Below are 16,463 nucleotides of genomic sequence, written 5' to 3' on the forward strand. Positions count from 1 at the left end.
TCTGAGTGAGTTCAAGTTTATGACCGAAATCGAATGGTGGGATTACGAGGATTCCGACGAACTCGCCAACGCAGTCGCGGGCGATATCCAGTTCGTCATCGAGAGTGCGCTCGACGCGCGCGGCTCGGCGGTGATCGCGCTCGCGGGCGGCAAGACGCCGTTCGCCGCGTATGAGAAACTCGCCCAGGCGAAGCTCGACTGGAAGAAGGTCACGATCATCCCCGGCGACGAGCGTATCGTGAAGCTTGGCGATCCGTTGTCGAACGTGACGGCGCTGGCGAAGATCTTCCTGCCCAAGGGCGCACGCGTGAAGCCGATCGTTCCCGAGGCGATGGCGGACTACAAGGCCGCGGGCCGTTCGGCGGATGCGCTGATGCAGGACCTGCACTGGCCGCTCGACTTCTGCCTGCTCGGCATGGGCGGCGACGGGCATACCGCGTCGATCTTCCCCGGCCCGGATTATGACGAGGCGCTGAGCGGCCCCAAGGAACGCCGTGCGCTCGGCGTGATGCCCGATCCGCTGCCGCCCGAGGCACCGCTGGCGCGCGTGACGTTGTCGGCGGCGGCGATCGCGTCGTCGAAGGCGCTGATGATCATGATCACCGGCGACGCGAAGAAGAAGGTGCTGGAGCATGCAATCGAACAAGGGCCGTCCTCGTCCTACCCGATCGGCCGCGTTCTGGCCGAAGTCGAGCTGCCGGTCGACGTGCACTGGGCGCCGTGACGATGCTCAACGCCGTCGTCTCCGCGGTTACCGACCGAATCATCGAGCGGTCTCGCGACAGCCGCGCCGCCTATCTCGCGCTGATCGAGCGTGAGGCGGCGGCGCAGGTCCGGCGTCCCGGCCTTGGCTGCGCGAACCTCGCGCATGCCTATGCCGGGACCGAGGAGGACCGCGACGCGATGAAGGCCGATGCCGGCATGAACATCGGCATCGTCACCGCGTATAACGACATGCTGTCCGCGCACGCCGTCTACTATCGCTATCCGGAACTGATGAAGATCTGGGCGCGCGAAGCCGGCGCGACGGCGCAGGTCGCGGGCGGCGTGCCGGCGATGTGCGACGGCGTGACGCAAGGGTATCCGGGCATGGAGCTGTCGCTGTTCAGCCGCGACACGATCGCGCTGAGCACTGCGATCGCGCTGTCGCACGGCACGTTCGAGGGTGCCGCGTTGCTCGGCATCTGCGACAAGATCGTGCCGGGGCTGCTCATGGGCGCGCTGCGCTTCGGGCATCTGCCGATGGTGCTGATCCCTGGCGGTCCGATGCCGACCGGGTTGCCCAACAAGGCCAAGGCCGCGGTTCGCGAGAAGTTCGCCGAGGGGCTGGTCGGGCGCGAGGAACTGCTCGAGGCCGAGATCGGCGCGTATCATTCGAAAGGCACGTGCACCTTCTACGGCACGGCGAACACCAACCAGATGATGATGGAGGTCATGGGCCTTCACATGCCGGGCGCGGCGTTCGTCAATCCGGGCACCAAGCTGCGCCAGGAACTGACGCGGGCGGCGGTGCACCGACTGGCGAAGATCGGCGCGCGCGGCGATTCGTATCGGCCGCTCGGGCATTGCGTCGACGAGAAGGCGATCGTGAACGCCGCGGTCGGGCTGCTCGCGACCGGCGGTTCGACCAACCATCTGCTCCACGTTCCGGCGATCGCTCGCGCGGCTGGGATCATCATCGACTGGGAGGATTTCGACCGCCTCTCCTGCGCGGTCCCGCTGATCGCGCGGGTCTATCCCAATGGCTCGGCGGACGTGAACGCGTTCGAGGCTGCCGGGGGCATGCCCTATGTGATCCGCGAGCTGCTCGGCGAAGGCCTGTTGCACGGCGACATCATGACGATCGGTGGCGACGACCTGTCGGCATACGCGAAGACCGCGGTCGTCGAGGGCGACACGCTCGCCTGGCGCGATACGCCGGACAGCGGTGACGAGACGATCCTGCGTCCTGCGACGGCGCCGTTCTCGCCGGATGGCGGGATGCGGATCCTCGCGGGCAATATCGGCCGGGCGTGCATCAAGGTGTCCGCGGTCGAACGCGAACGGTGGATCGTCGAAGCACCCGCGATGGTGTTCGACGACCAGCTGGATGTGATCGAGGCATTCAAGCTCGGCGAGCTGGAGAAGGACGTCGTCGTCGTCGTCCGCTTCCAGGGGCCGCGCGCTAACGGCATGCCGGAACTGCACAAGCTGACGCCGCCGCTGGGCGTGTTGCAGAACCGTGGGTTCAAGGTGGCGCTGGTCACCGATGGCCGGATGTCGGGTGCGAGCGGGAAAGTGCCGTGCGCGATCCATTGTTCGCCCGAGGCGTTGCTCGATGGCGCGATCGGGTTGATCCGCGATGGCGACATGATCCGGGTGGACGCGGTGAATGGCACGCTGGAAGCGTTGGTCGACGCGGATGTGTGGGCGACGCGCGAAATGGTCGCGGTACCACCGCCAGTGAGCGGCATGGGCCGCGAGCTGTTCGGGATGTTCCGCGGGCTTGCCGACGAAGCCGAAAAGGGTGCGTCGGCGATGCTGGCGGGCGCTGGGCTGTAATAAATTCCGTTCGTCCCGAGTAGGGATCGAGCGAAGTCGAGAGCCCGTATCGAAGGACACCCCCGTGGCATGTCCGTCGATACGCCATCTCGACAAGCTCGACGGCTACTCGGGACGAACGGCAAGGGGTTAGGAGAGACGAATGGAAATCGTAGCGGCAGATATCGGCGGCACGCATGCGCGCTTCGCGATCGCCGAGGTCGAGAACGGCCGTGTCGTGTCGCTCGGCGAGCCGGCGACACTGAAGACCGCGGACCACGCGTCGCTCCAGACCGCGTACCAGGCGTTCGAGGCGGGGCTCGGCCGCCCCCTCCCCCGCGCACTCGCGATCGCGGTCGCGTCGCCGGTCGCGAACGACGTCATCCGGCTGACCAACAACCCGTGGATCATCCGCAAGTCGCTGATCACCGAGCGGCTGAAGGCGGACCAGTGGGTGGTCGTCAACGATTTCGGTGCGGTCGGCCATGCCGTCGCGCAGGTGCCCAGCAGCGACTTCATCCACCTCTGCGGCCCCGATACGCCGCTGCCGTCCGAGGGGATCACGACGATCTGCGGCCCCGGCACCGGGCTCGGCGTCGCGCAGCTGCTGCGGCGGAAGGACGGCTATCAGGTTCTCGAAACCGAGGGCGGGCACATGGACTTCGCGCCGCTCGACGGGATCGAGGACGCGCTGCTGAAACGCCTGCGGAAAACGTTCACGCGCGTTTCGGCCGAACGGGTCGTCGCCGGGCCAGGCATCGTCGCGATCTACGAGACGCTCGCCGCGCTGGAGGGCCGCGCGGTTCCCAGCCATGACGACAAGACGATCTGGACCGAAGCGATCGACGGGACCGATTCGATTGCGCTGGCCGCGCTCGATCGGTTCTGCCTCGCACTTGGCGCGGTCGCGGGGGATCTGGCGTTGGCGCAAGGCGCGAAGGCGGTCGTGATCGCCGGCGGCCTGGGCTTCCGGATCAAGGATCGCCTGATCCGCTCGGGCTTCGACCAGCGCTTCGTCGCCAAGGGTCGTTTCCAGGGCATGATGGCGGCGATGCCCGTCAAGCTCATTACCCATCCCCAGCCCGGCCTGTTCGGCGCCGCGGCCGCCTTCGCACAGGAACACACCCAATGACCGCAACTATCGCCGATATCATGCAGACCAGCGCCGTCATCCCGGTGCTGGTGATCGAGGACGCGGCACTCGCTCGTCCGCTCGCCGAGGCGCTGGTCGCCGGCGGCCTGCGCGTGCTCGAGGTGACGTTGCGCACCGGCGCTGCGCTCGAAGCCATCGCCGAGATGAAGAAGGTGCCGGGCGCGATCGTCGGTGCGGGCACCGTCGTCAACACGCAGCAGTTCGTGCAGGTTCGCGATGCGGGCGCGGAGTTCATCGTGTCGCCGGGGCTGACCGAACGCCTCGCCACGCCGATCATCGAGAGCGGTATCCCGTTCCTGCCGGGGATCGCCAATGCGGCGGACATCATGACCGGGCTCGACCTCGGGCTGACGCACTTCAAGTTCTTCCCGGCCGAGGCGAATGGCGGGTTGAAGGCGCTCAAGGCTCTGGCCGCGCCGTTCTACCAGTGCAACTTCTGTCCAACCGGCGGGATCACCGAGGCGAGCGCGCCCGAGTGGCTGGCGTTCAAGCCGGTGCTTTGTGTGGGCGGGAGCTGGGTGACCGGCGGGACGATGGCCGAGATCGAGATCAAGGCGCGCGCGGCTAACGCGTTGCGGGGGTAATCCTCCCCGGCACGGGGAGGGGGACCGCGACGCGTAGCGGCGTGGTGGAGGGGGAGTGCCACAAGCGTACCGCCCCGCGGGATCCCGCCTCACTGAGGGTACGCTCGCGGTGAGCCCCCTCCACCATCCTGCGGATGGTCCCCCTCCCCGTTCCGGGGAGGATTACATCTCGCCGCGGGCTTTGCGGATGGCGTACCATTTCTTCACGTTGGCGTTGTGTTCGGCCAGCGTGTTGGCGAACACGTGACCGCCCGTGCCGTCTGCTACGAAATACAGCGCCTGGGTCTGCGCCGGGTCGAGCACCGCGTCGATCGAGGCGCGGCCGGGATTGGCGATCGGGCCGACCGGCAGGCCAGCCTCGGCATAGGTGTTGTAGCCGTTCTTTGCGTGCAGTTCCGAGCGCAGGATGCGGCGGCCTAGCGGGCGGCCCTTGGTGATCGGGTAGATCACGGTCGGGTCCGCCTGGAGCGGCATGCCGTTGCGAAGACGGTTGCCGTAGACCGCGGCGACGGTGCGGCGTTCGGAGGGCTTGCCGGTTTCCTTCTCGACGATCGAGGCGAGGATGATCGCTTGTTCGGGCGTCGTCACCGCGATGCCGGGCTTACGCGCCGCCCATGCCTTGGCGAGATAGGTCTTCATCGCCGCCTGCATCCGCACGACGACCGAGGCGCGCGTGTCGCCGGCCTGGAAGGCGTAGCTGTCGGGGAGGATCGAGCCTTCCGCCGGGACGGGCACGGTGCCGGTCAGGCCGTCGGCTTTCATCAGCGCGTCGTGGACGAGGACCGAGGGATAGCCTTCGGGTACGACGACGAGGCGCTGGACGACCTTGCCGCCTTGCATCAGCTTCAGGATGTCGGACTGGCTGGTGTGTGGCGCGATGCGGTATTCGCCGGCCTTGATCGGATCGCCCGAGCCGAACACGCGGGCGTACAGGCGGAAGCGTCGGGCCGAGGGGATCGCGCCGGCCTTTTCGAGTTCGGTGGCAGCGCCGGCCAGCGTGCTGCCTTCGCCGATTTGCACGGTTAGCGTGCGCGGGGCTGGGCCAGCGCCGCCCCAGCCTTGGACGACCAGGAACAGCGCGACGACTGCCGCCAGGCCTAAGACGAGTCCGAAACAGCCGACCTTGCGCACTATAGTTCCCCGGCGGAGGCCGGGGCCCAGTTGGGCAGGCCCTCCGATAAATCGCACCAATCACCCAACTGGACCCCGGCCTTCGCCGGGGAACAGGATTATTGGACCTTGGTCATCACCAGCGAAGCATTCGTGCCGCCGAAGCCGAACGAGTTGTTCAGCACCGCGCGGACTTCACGCTTCTTCGCGACGTGCGGCACGAGGTCGACACCCACGCAGCTGTCGCTCGGATTGTCGAGGTTCAGCGTCGGCGGGACGATCTGGTCGCGCAGCGCGAGGATGCAGAAGATGCTCTCGACCGCGCCGGCACCGCCGAGAAGATGGCCGATCGCGGACTTGGTCGACGACATCGACAGGCCTGAAATCGCGTCACCGAACAGGCGGCGGACTGCACCGAGTTCGAGTTCGTCACCCAAAGGCGTCGAGGTGCCGTGCGCGTTGATGTAGTCGATGTCCTCAAGCTTGAGGCCCGACTTCTTGATCGCCATCTGCATCGACCGGAACGCGCCATCGCCCTCCGGATGCGGCGCGGTCACGTGATACGCGTCGCCCGACAGGCCGTAGCCGATCACCTCGGCATACATCTTCGCGCCGCGCGCCTTCGCGTGCTCGTATTCTTCGAGCACCAGCACACCGGCGCCCTCGCCCATCACGAAGCCGTCGCGGTCCTTGTCGTACGGACGCGAAGCCTTCTCGGGCGAATCGTTGAAGTTGGTCGACAGCGCGCGCGCCTGCGCGAACCCGGCGATGCCGAGCGGGCAGACGGTGCCCTCCGCGCCGCCGGCGAGCATCACGTCGGCGTCGTCCATCGCGATCATCCGCGCGGCATCGCCGATCGCGTGCGCGCCGGTCGAGCAGGCGGTGACGACCGCGTGATTCGGACCGCGCAGGCCGTATTTGATCGAGACCTGACCCGAGATCAGGTTGATCAGACGACCGTGGACGAAGTGCGGCGAGACGCGGCGCGGGCCCTTTGTGTGGAGTACGATTGATTCGCTCTCGATGCCCGGCAGACCGCCGATGCCCGAGCCGATCGAGACGCCGGCACGCCAGCTCTCTTCGAGCGTCATCTCGGTCAGACCTGCGTCTTCCAGAGCCTGGCCCGCGGCGTCGATGCCGTAGATGATGAACGGATCGACCTGACGCTGGACCTTGTGATCGACGCGCTTGCCGGGATCGAAGCCATATTCGTGGTCGGCCGGCTTCACCTCGCAGGCGATGCGGCACACCTGATCCGACGCGTCGAAGCGCGTGATCGGGCCCGCGCCCGACTTGCCGGCGAGGATATTCGCCCAGGCCGTTTCAACATCCGCCCCGAGGGGGGTGACCAGGCCTAGCCCGGTTACGACGACACGCCGCATGGCTTCAAACTCCGTCTGCTCTCAAAACGAAACGGCTCCCCGCCCTCTTTGCCCAAGGACGGGGAGCCGCTCAAATCATACCCATCAGGGCAGGTCCAAAGTCTCGGACCCTAAACCCTGATCAGGCCTTGTGCTCGTCGATGTAGGTGATCGCATCCTTGACGGTCGCGATCTTCTCGGCGGCATCATCGGGGATCTCGACACCGAATTCTTCCTCGAACGCCATGACGAGTTCGACGATGTCGAGGCTGTCTGCACCCAGGTCGTCGATGAAGCTCGCGTCCTCGGTCACCTTGTCGGCTTCGACGCCGAGATGCTCGACGACGATTTTCTTCACGCGGTCAGCTGTCTCGCTCATGGTAGTTCCCTCTTCAAATCTGGGGGGTTTTGGGTATTTCCTGAACGCACCTAGAACGCGGCAGTTCAGCGCGCAAGTTCAGATCATCGCCATCCCGCCGTTCACGTGCACGGTTTGTCCCGTGACGTAGCCGGCTTCACGGCTGGCAAGATACACGATCGCCGCGCCGATGTCTGCGCCTTCGCCGAGGCGACCGGCCGGAATCTTCGTGGTGAGCGCGGTCTTCTGTGCCTCGGGCAGCGCGTCGGTCATCGGCGAGGTGATGAAACCGGGGGCGACGCAGTTGACGGTGATGCCGCGGCTGGCGAGTTCCTGCGCCATCGATTTCGACATGCCGATCAGGCCGGCCTTCGATGCGGCGTAGTTGGCCTGGCCGGGATTGCCGGTGACGCCGACGATCGAGGTGACCGAGATCATCCGGCCGAAGCGTGCCTTCATCATCGGCTTGGCGGCGGCGCGCATGAGGCGGAACGCGGCTTCGAGATTGACGCGGATGACGCTGTCCCACTCGTCGTCCTTCATCCGCATCGCGAGATTGTCGCGGGTGACGCCGGCGTTGTTGACGAGGATGTCGAGCTTGCCGCCGAGCGCTTCGACGGCTTGCGGGACGAGCGCGTCGACTGCGGCGGCGTCGGAGAGGTTGCAGGGGAGCGCGACGTGATCGCCGCGGAGGCTGGCGCGGAAGGCTTCGAGCTTTTCGGCGTTGGAGCCGGACACGGCGAGGCGCGCGCCTTGGGCGGCTAGGGCCTTGGCGATCTCGGACCCGATCCCGCCGGATGCCCCGGTGACTAGGGCTGTCATGCCTGTGAGGTCGAACATTTTGGTCTCCAGATTCAAGAAATTTGTTCGCGCAGAGGCGCAGAGGCGCTGAGAGGATAGTGATTGTTGACGAGCCGGCGGACGCCCTCTTTGAGCGTCTCGCCACCGAAGTTGATGAGCAGGCCGACGGGCTGTTTCGTCAATCTCAGGTAGGTGAGCAGTTGCTTGGCATGCACCGGACTCAGTTGGTCGATGGATTTGATTTCGAGGATCAGTCGCTCGTCCACCAACAGATCGATACGGAAGGCGGCAGCAAAACACATTCCTTCAAACTCGATGTCTACCGGACGCTGTCGTTCCACGCGATATCCCATCGCAGCCAGCTTGCCCGCCAAGACGGTTTCATAAACGCTTTCGAGCAGTCCCGGCCCCAGGTCGCGGTGGATGCGGATCGCGACATCAAGGACGTCGCCGGTAATCCGATCGATATCCTTCATCGCGACCTCCTCTGCGCCTCCGCGCCTCTGCGCGAACCACTCTTACTCTACAAACTCCTGACCAGCACCTCGATGTCGTCCATCGTGATGACGCTGGTCGTCTCGACGTCGGGGGTGATGCGTTTCACCATCGGGCTGAGGACCTTGCCGCCGAATTCGACGAAGTGCTCGACGCCCGCAGCGTGCATCGCGAGGACTGATTCGCGCCAGCGGACCATGCCGGTGACTTGCTGGACTAGCAGATGACGGATCGCGCCTGGGTCGGCCACGGCGGTGGCGTCTACGTTAGCGAAGACCGGAACCAAAGGCGCGCGGAGGTCGGCGTCGAGGAGCGCGGCTTCCATGGCTTCGGCGGCGGGTTGCATCAGGGGGCAGTGGAAGGGGGCGGAGACGGGGAGCAGGACGGCACGCTTGGCGCCGAGGTCCTTGGCTAGCGCGATCGCTTTTTCGATGGCGAGGCGGTGGCCGGAGATGACGACCTGCGACGGGTCGTTGTCGTTGGCGACGGTGCAGATCAGTTCGGGGCCGCCTTCCGCGAGGATTGCGTCGACGGCTGCGCCGGCGATGACCTGTGCCTTTTCGAGGTCGGTGCCGAGCAGCGCGGCCATCGCACCCTCACCTACCGGTACCGCCGACTGCATCGCGCGGCCGCGGAGTTTCAGGAGGCGCGCGGTGGTCGAGAGGTCGAGCGCACCGGCGGCGCACAGGGCGGTGTATTCGCCGAGACTGTGGCCGGCGACGTAATCGGCCTTGTCAGCGAGGCGGAGGCCGCCTTCCTTCTCGGCGACGCGCAAGGTGGCGATCGCGTTTGCCATGATCGCGGGTTGGGCGTTCTCGGTCAGGAGGAGGTCGTCCGCCGGACCTTCGCTCATCAGGCGGAACAGGTGCTGGCCGAGCGCCTCGTCGACTTCGGCGAAAACCTCGCGGGCGGTGGCACTGGCGTCGGCGAGCGCCTTGCCCATGCCGACAGACTGGCTCCCCTGGCCGGGGAAGATGAACGCGCGCATGACCTCTCCTCTGTGTTCGGTCTTCGTTTGAGCGCGGGGCCTATAAAGGTGCGGGCTGAGTTGCAACTGCGCGAACCTGAACGAAGCCCGTGCGTTTGCGACAAATGGCGACCATTTCGCGACCGATGCGACATGCACCTGCGACAATCCGGTCCCAGATTAGGGATGACGCCGCACAACGGCGCCGTGTTTCAAACGGGAGATTACTCATGAAGAAGTTCATCCTCAGCGCAGTTGCCGCTACCCTCGTCGCCAGCCCGCTGCTCGCCGCAGCCCCGGCCGAGGCACAGCAGCGTCGCGAAGTGACCACCGTGCGCCAGAACAACAATGGCCGCACCGTCGTCACCAAGAAGACCGTCGTCCGCCCGAACCAGTATCGCAACTGGCGCGCCGGCCAGCGCTTCGATCGCCGCTATGCGCAGAACTACCGGGTGATCACGACGTATCGCAACTATCGCCTCGCCGCCCCGCCGCGTGGCAGCCAGTGGGTTCGCTCGGGCAACGACGCGCTGCTGATCAACGGTCGCGGCAACGTGGTCCAGGTTCGTGGCGGCGCGTTTCGGTAATCGGGCCGGTAACACCTACCATTACCTTGCCTTTGCCGGATAATCGGCTAAGGCCCATTGCAACCGGGGTGAGAGATTCGCGTCTCTCGCCCCTGTTTGCATTCTAGACGCCGTTTTCTAAGACGACAGCCGGAGGGGTGCACGCATGGGGCGTGTATCAGCGATCGGCCAAGACGAAGGACAAGACATGGCTCTTTACGAGCACGTGTTCCTTGCGCGCCAGGATCTGGCACAAGCGCAGGTGGACGCACTGGCGGAAATCGCCACCAAGATCGTGAACGACAACGAAGGTCGGGTCGTAAAGACCGAGAACTGGGGCCTGCGTTCGCTGGCGTACAAGATCGCCAAGAACCGCAAGGCGCACTATGTGATGCTCGAGATCGATGCCCCGGGCAGCGTGATCGCAGAGCTGGAGCGCCAGACCCAGATCAACGAAGACATCATCCGTTACATGACGGTCAAGGTCGACACCCTCGAAGAGGGCCCGACCGTGATGATGCGCAAGCAGGATCGTGACCGCGAGCGTCGTGGCGACCGTGAGGGTGGCCGTGGCGACCGTCCCGATCGTGGCGATCGTCCGGACCGTGGTCCCCGTCGTGACCGCGAAGAGGGAGCTGAATAATCATGGCACGTCCATTCTTCCGCCGCCGCAAGAGCTGCCCGTTCTCCGCAAAAGACGCTCCCCGGATCGACTATAAGGACGTCCGGTTGCTGCAGGGCTTCGTGTCCGAGCGTGGCAAGATCGTCCCGTCGCGTATCACTTCGGTGGCCGCAAAGAAGCAGCGCGAACTGGCTCAAGCCATCAAGCGTGCGCGTCATCTGGGCTTGCTGCCCTACATCGTTAAGTAAGGAGCGCCCACATGGACGTCATTCTGCTTGAGCGCGTCGAAAAGCTTGGTGCTATCGGCGACGTGGTGAAGGTCAAGGACGGTTACGCGCGTAACTTCCTGCTTCCCAACAAGAAGGCGCTTCGTTCGAACGAAGCCAACCGCAAGGTGTTCGAGTCGAACCGTGCGAAGATCGAATCGGACAACGCATCGCGTCGCAGCGATGCCGAGACCGAAGCGAAGACCTTCAACGACGCGACCGTGACCCTGATCCGTCAGGCGTCGAACACCGGTCAGCTCTACGGTTCGGTCGCGGTTCGCGATCTGGTCGATGCGCTGGTGGCCGACGGTCACAAGGTCGGCAAGTCGGCGATCGTGCTCGACAAGCCGATCAAGGCGATCGGTGTCTACACCGTCAAGGTATCGCTGCACCCTGAAGTGTCGGTGGCCGTCAAGGTCAACGTCGCTCGCTCGCCTGAAGAGGCCGAGATGCAGGCTTCGGGCGTCGACGTGATGTCGTCGATGTTCGAGCGCGACGAGGCTGGCTTCGTCGAGGATTACGATCCGAACGCAGAGCCAGGCGCGACCGCCGAAGCTCCGCGCGACCAGGAGGAAGAAGCGCAGGGTTGATCCCTTCGCTTCCTTCTTGGCTTGCATAGAAAGGCCCGCCCGGAGTGATCCGGGCGGGCCTTTTCTTTTGTGTCTGCGCGACGGTTATTAGGGGCAGGTGACGCAGGCGCCGATCATGGCGGCGAAGGGGATCAGGGCGCAGAGGACGGGGACTAGGGTTTTCATGACCGGCTGACTCTTTGGAGATGTTGCCGGGTTAATGCGCGGGGTCGGGAAAGGTTTCCGGGAGGTGAACGAATTTTGTACCGATCGGTTTTCGGTGCGGAGGAAGCCACCCTGCACCACCACCCCGGCGGATGCCGGGGCCCAATTGGCAAGGTCGTAGTGACGACGTCCTGCGCTTAGTTGACGCCGCTCCCAATTGGGCCCGGCCTTCGCCGGGGTGGTGTGGAAGCAATGTCAGCTTTCGACGATTTCCGGCTTCTCGATCAGCGCTGGCCCCTCGCCTAGCGCTAGCGCGTCTACCGACGACACATCTTCTAGATCACGCGCGCCGGTCTCAATGTTCAGGTCGCGGAACTTCCGGCCGGTTACCATCAAGCGGCCGTTGAACGAGTTGGTGAAGCCGTTGAAGTTCTTCACCGCGCTGTTGAGGCCGACGCCAACCTTCCGCAGGTCGTCTGCGACCTTGGCAAGGCGCTCGTACATTTCCTTGCCAAGCATCCCGATCTGCTGAGCTTGCTTAGCCATTTTTTCCTGACGCCAAACAGCCTCCACAGTACGAGCTATGGCGATCAGATTGGTCGGCGTTGATAACAATACTCGCTGATCGAACGCATAATCCCAAAGCGTTGGATCATATTCTAACGCAGCAGATAGAAAATGCTCGCCGGGCACGAACATGACGACGTAGTCTGGCGCATCAGCAAACTGGTTCCAATACGCCTTCTGTCCGAGACTGTTTACGTGAGCGCGCATAGACGCGGCATGTGACCGCAATCCGATCTCCCGCTCTGCCTCGTCAACCGCGCCGAACGCATCTTGATAAGCATTCAGCGAAACTTTGGCATCGATAACAAGGCTCCGGCCGCCTGGTACTTTGACAATCGCGTCGGGGCGGAGGCGGGCGCCGTCGTCACCTACCGCGACGCTGACTTCGGTCTGGAAGTCGGTGTGTTCGCTGAGGCCGCACGTTTCGAGGACGTTCTTGAGCTGCTGCTCGCCCCAGCGGCCGCGCGATTTCGGGGCGTTGCGCAAGGAATTGACGAGCTTGGCGGCTTCGGTCGAGACCTTTTCCTGACCCAGGCGCATCTGTTCGATCTGGCCCTTGAGGTCGCCGAACGCGTCGCGGCGCTCTGCTTCGACCTTGGCGACGCCTTCTTCGTAGCGTTGCAGGCGGTCGCTGACAGGCTGGAGCATCGACTTGAGGTTGAGGCCGGCGGATTCCTCCGACTGGCGGAAGCGCGCGTCGGCGCGTTCGAGGAACTGCGCCTGCGCGACCTCGAGCGCCTTGGCGGCGGCGGCACCGAACTGCGCGGTCATCGCGTCGTTGGCGTCCTTGAGCTGGCGGAGCGTGACCAAGTGCGCGGCCTGGCGTTCTTCGCTCTGAGCCTGGAGACGAGCAAGGTCTCGCTGCGCTTCGTTGCGTTCGCGTTCGACTGCGTCGCGGGTGGTGCGGATGAGGTCGACGTCGGCGACCTTGGTCTGCGCGACGGCGAGTTCGCTGGCTAGGGTGGCGGCTCGGCGGGAGGCCAGGAGCCAGCCTAGGAGGATGCCGGCAGCTAGGGCTAGGACGGCGATAATGGCGAACTCAGCCATGCGCCGTCACCGAAGCGAGCGCACGGATCATGGGCATTTGAGGTGGGGTTCGATACGTCATGGTGAGAACATACGTTGAACGATTGATGCAGGACAATCAGAATATCGTTCTCCCGCGGAGGCGGGAGTCCAGGGTTACGGGCGCTAGCGCTTGTGGTCCTGGGCCCCCGCCTTCGCGGGGGAACTAGGATGGAGCGGCTCCATATCCTCGCGGAATAGCACCACCCCGGCGGAGGCCGGGGCCCAATTCGAAAGGTCGCAGTAACGAGGGATTGCGCTCAGTCGGCGACGTCCCCCAATTGGGCCCCGGCCTTCGCCGGGGTGGTAACTTGCTAGGCGCGCGGATGGCTACACAATCGCAACACCCAAGCTCGCTCACCCCAGCTTGCGCTGCTTCGCCAGCTTCTTCAGCACCATGTCGCGCTTGAGGCGGCTGATGTGGTCGATGAACAGCACACCGTCGAGGTGGTCGATCTCATGCTGCATGCAGGTCGACAGCAACCCGTCGAAATCCTCCTCATGCGCCGCACCGGTCTCGTCGAGCCACTTCACGCGGCACCGCGCCGGGCGCGCCACCTCGGCATACTGCTCCGGGATCGAGAGGCACCCTTCGTTGTACGTCGACATCTCGTCGCTGACCGACAGGATCTCGGCGTTGATGTACGCCTTGGGGTTCTTGATCGGCTTGTCGTCCTCGTCCTTCTCCTCCTGGAGATCGATGACGAGGACGCGCTTCTGGACGCCGACCTGGGTCGCGGCGAGGCCGATGCCGTTGAAGTCGTACATCGTCTCGATCATGTCGGCGACGAGCGTGCGGATGGAGTCGTCGACCGTCTCCACGGCTTGCGCGACGAGACGCAGGCGGGGATCGGGGACTTCGAGAACGGTCATGACGGTCATAGCGCGTCCGCTAAGGTACGCGTGGGCATCACGTCAAGCCGATGGGCGTCAAGCCATTGGCCTTCTGGCTCTTAGTGCCTGCGCCAGCGTGCCCTCGTCGAGATAGTCGAGTTCGCCGCCGACCGGGAGGCCGTGCGCGAGTTGGGTGACGCGGACGGGGAAGCGTTCGATGCGCTCGGCGATGTAGTGCGCGGTGGTCTGGCCTTCGAGCGTGGCGTTCATCGCGAGGACGACTTCGTCGATGCCGCCGGCTTCGATGCGACGGACGAGGCTGTCGATGCTGAGATCCTCGGGGCGGATGCCTTCGAGCGCGGACAGGCGGCCACCGAGGACGTGGAAGCGGCCGGGGAACAGGCGGGAGCGGTCGAGCGCCCAGAGGTCGGCGACTTCCTCGACGACGCAGAGCGCGCGCTGGTCGCGGCGGGGGTCGGCGCAGATCGCGCACGGGTTGGTGGTGTCGACGTTGCCGCAGGTCGTGCAGTTCTCCAGCCGCTCGTCGACCGCGGTCAGTGCCTCGCGCAAAGGACCCAGGGCGGCGTCGCGCTTCTTGAGCAGATGCAGCACGGCGCGACGTGCAGACCGGGGGCCGAGGCCGGGGAGCCGGGCCAGCGCCTGCGTCAGCGCCTCGATCTCGGGGGATGCCATACCGGAACAGATAGGGGGTTGCGCGGCTCCCCGCCAGCGTGTTCGAGAGGGCCATGCGGATCATCTTCATGGGAACGCCGGACTTCGCAGTGCCGGTGCTGGAGGCCCTCGTCGCGGCGGGGCATGACGTGGTGGCGGCGTATTGCCAGCCGGCGCGACCGGGCGGGCGGCGTGGGCGCGAGCTGGTGCCGTCGCCGGTGCAGGTTCGGGCGGAGGCGCTCGGGATCGAGGTGCGGACGCCGGTGTCGTTCAAGGCGTCTTTGCCGGTGGGGCTGGAGGCTCGCGAAGCGTTTGCCGCCTTGGACGCGGATGTTGCGGTGGTCGCGGCGTATGGCCTGATCCTGCCGCGCGCGGTGCTGGAAGCGCCTCGGTTCGGGTGCCTGAACGTGCATGGGTCGCTGTTGCCGCGGTGGCGCGGGGCGGCGCCGGTGCAGCGGGCTATCCTAGCGGGCGATGCCGAAACCGGGGTCGGGATCATGCAGATGGAGGCGGGGCTAGATACCGGGCCGGTCCGGCTCGAGGGGCGGACGCCGATCGTCGGTAAGACGGCGGGAGACTTAACCGCCGAGCTGTCGGCGATGGGGGCTCGGCTGATGGTCGAGGTGCTGGCTAATCTCGACGCCTACCCTGCCCGGCCGCAGCCCGAGGAGGGCGTCACCTATGCGGCGAAGATCGAGAAGGCAGAGGCGCGGATCGATTTCGAGCGGTCGGCGACCGAGGTCGAGCGGCTGGTGCGCGCGATGAACCCGGCGCCGGGGGCGTGGTTCGAGCATGCCGGCGAGCGGGTGAAGGTGCTGGCGGCGGACGTACTGCCGTTCACGTTTCTTGGGTGCGAGGGGCTGACGGTCAATGCCGAGCTGACGATCGGGTGCGGCGACGGGGCGATCCGGCCGACCTTGGTACAGCGGGCGGGACGCGGGGTGACCTCGGCCACGGAATTGCTGCGTGGGTTTGCGATCCCGTCGGGGACGCAGCTTTGACGCGGTTCGCGTTGACGGTGGAGTTCGACGGGCGGCCGTTCATGGGCTGGCAGCGGCAGAAGCACGGGCCGAGCGTGCAAGCGGCGCTGGAAGCCGCGGTGCTGAAGATGACCGGCGAGACCGCCTCTGTGCAGGCGGCGGGGCGGACCGATGCGGGGGTGCATGGGATGGCGATGCGCGCGCATGTCGATATCGAAAAGCCGCTCGCGGCGTTTCGGTTGATGGAGGGGCTGAATGCGTTGGTGAAGCCGGCGCCGGTGTCGGTGCTGGCGTGCGAGGTGGTCGACGACGATTGGCATGCAAGGTTTTCGTGTGTCGGGCGCTCTTACGAGTATCGGATCGTCAACCGGCGCGCGCCGCTGACGTTCGAGGCTGGGTTGGCTTGGCAGGTGCCTCAGGCACTGGATGCGGGGGCGATGGCGGAGGCTGCGGGGGCGCTGGTCGGGCGGCATGATTTTACGACGTTTCGCTCGGCGCATTGTCAGGCGGATAGTCCGGTGCGGACTCTCGATCGGCTCGAGGTGGTGCGCGAGGGGGAGCGTCTGTTCGTCTACGCGGCGGCGCGGTCGTTCCTGCATCATCAGGTGCGGTCGATGGTCGGGTGCCTTGCGCTGGTGGGCATGGGGCGTTGGGCGGTTGGCGATGTCGCGAAGGCGCTGGCGGCGAAGGACCGGGCGATGCTGGGGCTGAATGCGCCGCCCGATGGGCTGTTCTTCGTGAGTGCAGTCTACCCTTAGAAAGGATGTTCCCCCGCGAAGGCGGGGGTCCAGTCTGGCCCCCGCCTTCG

Annotated in this window: 19 protein-coding genes; 10 read left to right on the plus strand and 9 right to left on the minus strand. The window is 65.6% G+C overall.

The window, feature by feature from the left end:
- Positions 1-19 precede the first annotated feature (19 nt).
- The 4 genes from pgl (at position 20) to eda (ending at position 4,257) form a co-directional block, all read left to right on the plus strand.
- Positions 20-724, plus strand: coding sequence for a 6-phosphogluconolactonase (pgl, locus tag VH567_RS07255; protein ID WP_423324569.1), 705 nt, complete (start codon positions 20-22; stop codon positions 722-724).
- Positions 725-726: 2 nt separating this feature from the next.
- Positions 727-2,541 (plus strand): phosphogluconate dehydratase, encoded by a 1,815-nt coding sequence (edd, locus tag VH567_RS07260; RefSeq protein WP_423324570.1) that lies wholly within the window; start codon positions 727-729, stop codon positions 2,539-2,541.
- A gap of 142 nt (positions 2,542-2,683) precedes the next feature.
- Positions 2,684-3,652 carry a glucokinase gene (gene glk / locus VH567_RS07265; protein ID WP_056486103.1) on the plus strand — a complete coding sequence of 323 codons (969 nt, stop codon included), beginning with the start codon at positions 2,684-2,686 and terminating at the stop codon, positions 3,650-3,652.
- Positions 3,649-4,257: a bifunctional 4-hydroxy-2-oxoglutarate aldolase/2-dehydro-3-deoxy-phosphogluconate aldolase gene (gene eda, locus VH567_RS07270; RefSeq protein WP_423324572.1), complete on the plus strand. Its 609-nt coding sequence runs from the start codon at positions 3,649-3,651 to the stop codon at positions 4,255-4,257. Before glk ends, eda begins: the two co-directional genes overlap by 4 nt.
- Positions 4,258-4,419: 162 nt before the next feature.
- On the opposite strand, the gene mltG is transcribed toward eda, so the two are convergent.
- From mltG to fabD, 6 genes are all read right to left on the minus strand, one after another.
- Complete coding sequence (mltG, locus tag VH567_RS07275; RefSeq protein WP_423324574.1) at positions 4,420-5,388, minus strand: endolytic transglycosylase MltG; 969 nt, start codon at positions 5,386-5,388, stop codon at positions 4,420-4,422.
- A gap of 98 nt (positions 5,389-5,486) precedes the next feature.
- Positions 5,487-6,749 (minus strand): beta-ketoacyl-ACP synthase II, encoded by a 1,263-nt coding sequence (gene fabF, locus VH567_RS07280; protein ID WP_121904024.1) that lies wholly within the window; start codon positions 6,747-6,749, stop codon positions 5,487-5,489.
- 121 nt (positions 6,750-6,870) lie between these two features.
- On the minus strand, positions 6,871-7,107 hold the full coding sequence (locus VH567_RS07285; protein WP_031393971.1) for an acyl carrier protein: 237 nt from the start codon (positions 7,105-7,107) through the stop codon (positions 6,871-6,873).
- Positions 7,108-7,185: 78 nt separating this feature from the next.
- Positions 7,186-7,926, minus strand: coding sequence for a 3-oxoacyl-[acyl-carrier-protein] reductase (gene fabG / locus VH567_RS07290; protein WP_423324577.1), 741 nt, complete (start codon positions 7,924-7,926; stop codon positions 7,186-7,188).
- Between the two features lie 14 nt (positions 7,927-7,940).
- A complete protein-coding gene (locus VH567_RS07295) occupies positions 7,941-8,363 on the minus strand; it encodes a GxxExxY protein (RefSeq protein ID WP_423324579.1) in 423 nt (140 codons plus the stop codon).
- Positions 8,364-8,410: 47 nt separating this feature from the next.
- On the minus strand, positions 8,411-9,370 hold the full coding sequence (fabD, locus tag VH567_RS07300; RefSeq protein WP_423324580.1) for an ACP S-malonyltransferase: 960 nt from the start codon (positions 9,368-9,370) through the stop codon (positions 8,411-8,413).
- A gap of 209 nt (positions 9,371-9,579) precedes the next feature.
- Between fabD and VH567_RS07305 the strand changes: the two genes are divergently transcribed.
- From VH567_RS07305 to rplI, 4 genes are all read left to right on the plus strand, one after another.
- Positions 9,580-9,936 (plus strand): RcnB family protein, encoded by a 357-nt coding sequence (locus VH567_RS07305; protein ID WP_423324582.1) that lies wholly within the window; start codon positions 9,580-9,582, stop codon positions 9,934-9,936.
- Between the two features lie 187 nt (positions 9,937-10,123).
- Complete coding sequence (gene rpsF / locus VH567_RS07310) at positions 10,124-10,558, plus strand: 30S ribosomal protein S6 (RefSeq protein WP_132739164.1); 435 nt, start codon at positions 10,124-10,126, stop codon at positions 10,556-10,558.
- Positions 10,559-10,560: 2 nt separating this feature from the next.
- Positions 10,561-10,785 (plus strand): 30S ribosomal protein S18, encoded by a 225-nt coding sequence (gene rpsR / locus VH567_RS07315; RefSeq protein ID WP_031393978.1) that lies wholly within the window; start codon positions 10,561-10,563, stop codon positions 10,783-10,785.
- Positions 10,786-10,796: 11 nt separating this feature from the next.
- The gene (gene rplI / locus VH567_RS07320; RefSeq protein WP_056050886.1) at positions 10,797-11,393 is read left to right on the plus strand and encodes a 50S ribosomal protein L9; all 597 of its coding nucleotides are present in this window, start codon (positions 10,797-10,799) and stop codon (positions 11,391-11,393) included.
- A gap of 399 nt (positions 11,394-11,792) precedes the next feature.
- Here rplI and rmuC read toward each other — a convergent pair whose 3' ends face one another.
- The 3 genes from rmuC to recR all read right to left on the minus strand — a co-directional run bounded on the left by rmuC (position 11,793) and on the right by recR (position 14,696).
- A complete protein-coding gene (gene rmuC / locus VH567_RS07325) occupies positions 11,793-13,151 on the minus strand; it encodes a DNA recombination protein RmuC (RefSeq protein WP_423324585.1) in 1,359 nt (452 codons plus the stop codon).
- Between the two features lie 375 nt (positions 13,152-13,526).
- Positions 13,527-14,051, minus strand: coding sequence for a peptide deformylase (gene def / locus VH567_RS07330; protein WP_423324587.1), 525 nt, complete (start codon positions 14,049-14,051; stop codon positions 13,527-13,529).
- Between the two features lie 48 nt (positions 14,052-14,099).
- Entirely contained in the window at positions 14,100-14,696 is a 597-nt protein-coding gene (gene recR / locus VH567_RS07335; RefSeq protein ID WP_423324589.1) for a recombination mediator RecR, read from the minus strand.
- 53 nt (positions 14,697-14,749) lie between these two features.
- Here recR and fmt point away from each other — a divergent pair, with 53 nt between their 5' ends.
- On the plus strand, positions 14,750-15,676 hold the full coding sequence (gene fmt, locus VH567_RS07340; RefSeq protein WP_423324591.1) for a methionyl-tRNA formyltransferase: 927 nt from the start codon (positions 14,750-14,752) through the stop codon (positions 15,674-15,676).
- Positions 15,673-16,413: a tRNA pseudouridine(38-40) synthase TruA gene (gene truA, locus VH567_RS07345; protein ID WP_423324593.1), complete on the plus strand. Its 741-nt coding sequence runs from the start codon at positions 15,673-15,675 to the stop codon at positions 16,411-16,413. Before fmt ends, truA begins: the two co-directional genes overlap by 4 nt.
- The last annotated feature ends 50 nt before the right edge of the window (positions 16,414-16,463 follow it).

It is taken from the genome of Sphingomonas sp. 4RDLI-65 (assembly GCF_049472435.1).
Taxonomy (GTDB): Bacteria; Pseudomonadota; Alphaproteobacteria; order Sphingomonadales; family Sphingomonadaceae; genus Sphingomonas.

Coding starts and splice junctions, on each gene's coding strand:
- pgl (WP_423324569.1), top strand. CDS start 20: ATGACCGAAATCGAATGGTGGGATTACGAGGATTCCGACGAACTCGCC.
- edd (WP_423324570.1), top strand. CDS start 727: ATGCTCAACGCCGTCGTCTCCGCGGTTACCGACCGAATCATCGAGCGG.
- glk (WP_056486103.1), top strand. CDS start 2,684: ATGGAAATCGTAGCGGCAGATATCGGCGGCACGCATGCGCGCTTCGCG.
- eda (WP_423324572.1), top strand. CDS start 3,649: ATGACCGCAACTATCGCCGATATCATGCAGACCAGCGCCGTCATCCCG.
- fabF (WP_121904024.1), bottom strand. CDS start 6,749: ATGCGGCGTGTCGTCGTAACCGGGCTAGGCCTGGTCACCCCCCTCGGG.
- VH567_RS07285 (WP_031393971.1), bottom strand. CDS start 7,107: ATGAGCGAGACAGCTGACCGCGTGAAGAAAATCGTCGTCGAGCATCTC.
- fabG (WP_423324577.1), bottom strand. CDS start 7,926: ATGTTCGACCTCACAGGCATGACAGCCCTAGTCACCGGGGCATCCGGC.
- VH567_RS07295 (WP_423324579.1), bottom strand. CDS start 8,363: ATGAAGGATATCGATCGGATTACCGGCGACGTCCTTGATGTCGCGATC.
- fabD (WP_423324580.1), bottom strand. CDS start 9,370: ATGCGCGCGTTCATCTTCCCCGGCCAGGGGAGCCAGTCTGTCGGCATG.
- VH567_RS07305 (WP_423324582.1), top strand. CDS start 9,580: ATGAAGAAGTTCATCCTCAGCGCAGTTGCCGCTACCCTCGTCGCCAGC.
- rpsF (WP_132739164.1), top strand. CDS start 10,124: ATGGCTCTTTACGAGCACGTGTTCCTTGCGCGCCAGGATCTGGCACAA.
- rpsR (WP_031393978.1), top strand. CDS start 10,561: ATGGCACGTCCATTCTTCCGCCGCCGCAAGAGCTGCCCGTTCTCCGCA.
- rplI (WP_056050886.1), top strand. CDS start 10,797: ATGGACGTCATTCTGCTTGAGCGCGTCGAAAAGCTTGGTGCTATCGGC.
- rmuC (WP_423324585.1), bottom strand. CDS start 13,151: ATGGCTGAGTTCGCCATTATCGCCGTCCTAGCCCTAGCTGCCGGCATC.
- def (WP_423324587.1), bottom strand. CDS start 14,051: ATGACCGTCATGACCGTTCTCGAAGTCCCCGATCCCCGCCTGCGTCTC.
- recR (WP_423324589.1), bottom strand. CDS start 14,696: ATGGCATCCCCCGAGATCGAGGCGCTGACGCAGGCGCTGGCCCGGCTC.
- fmt (WP_423324591.1), top strand. CDS start 14,750: ATGCGGATCATCTTCATGGGAACGCCGGACTTCGCAGTGCCGGTGCTG.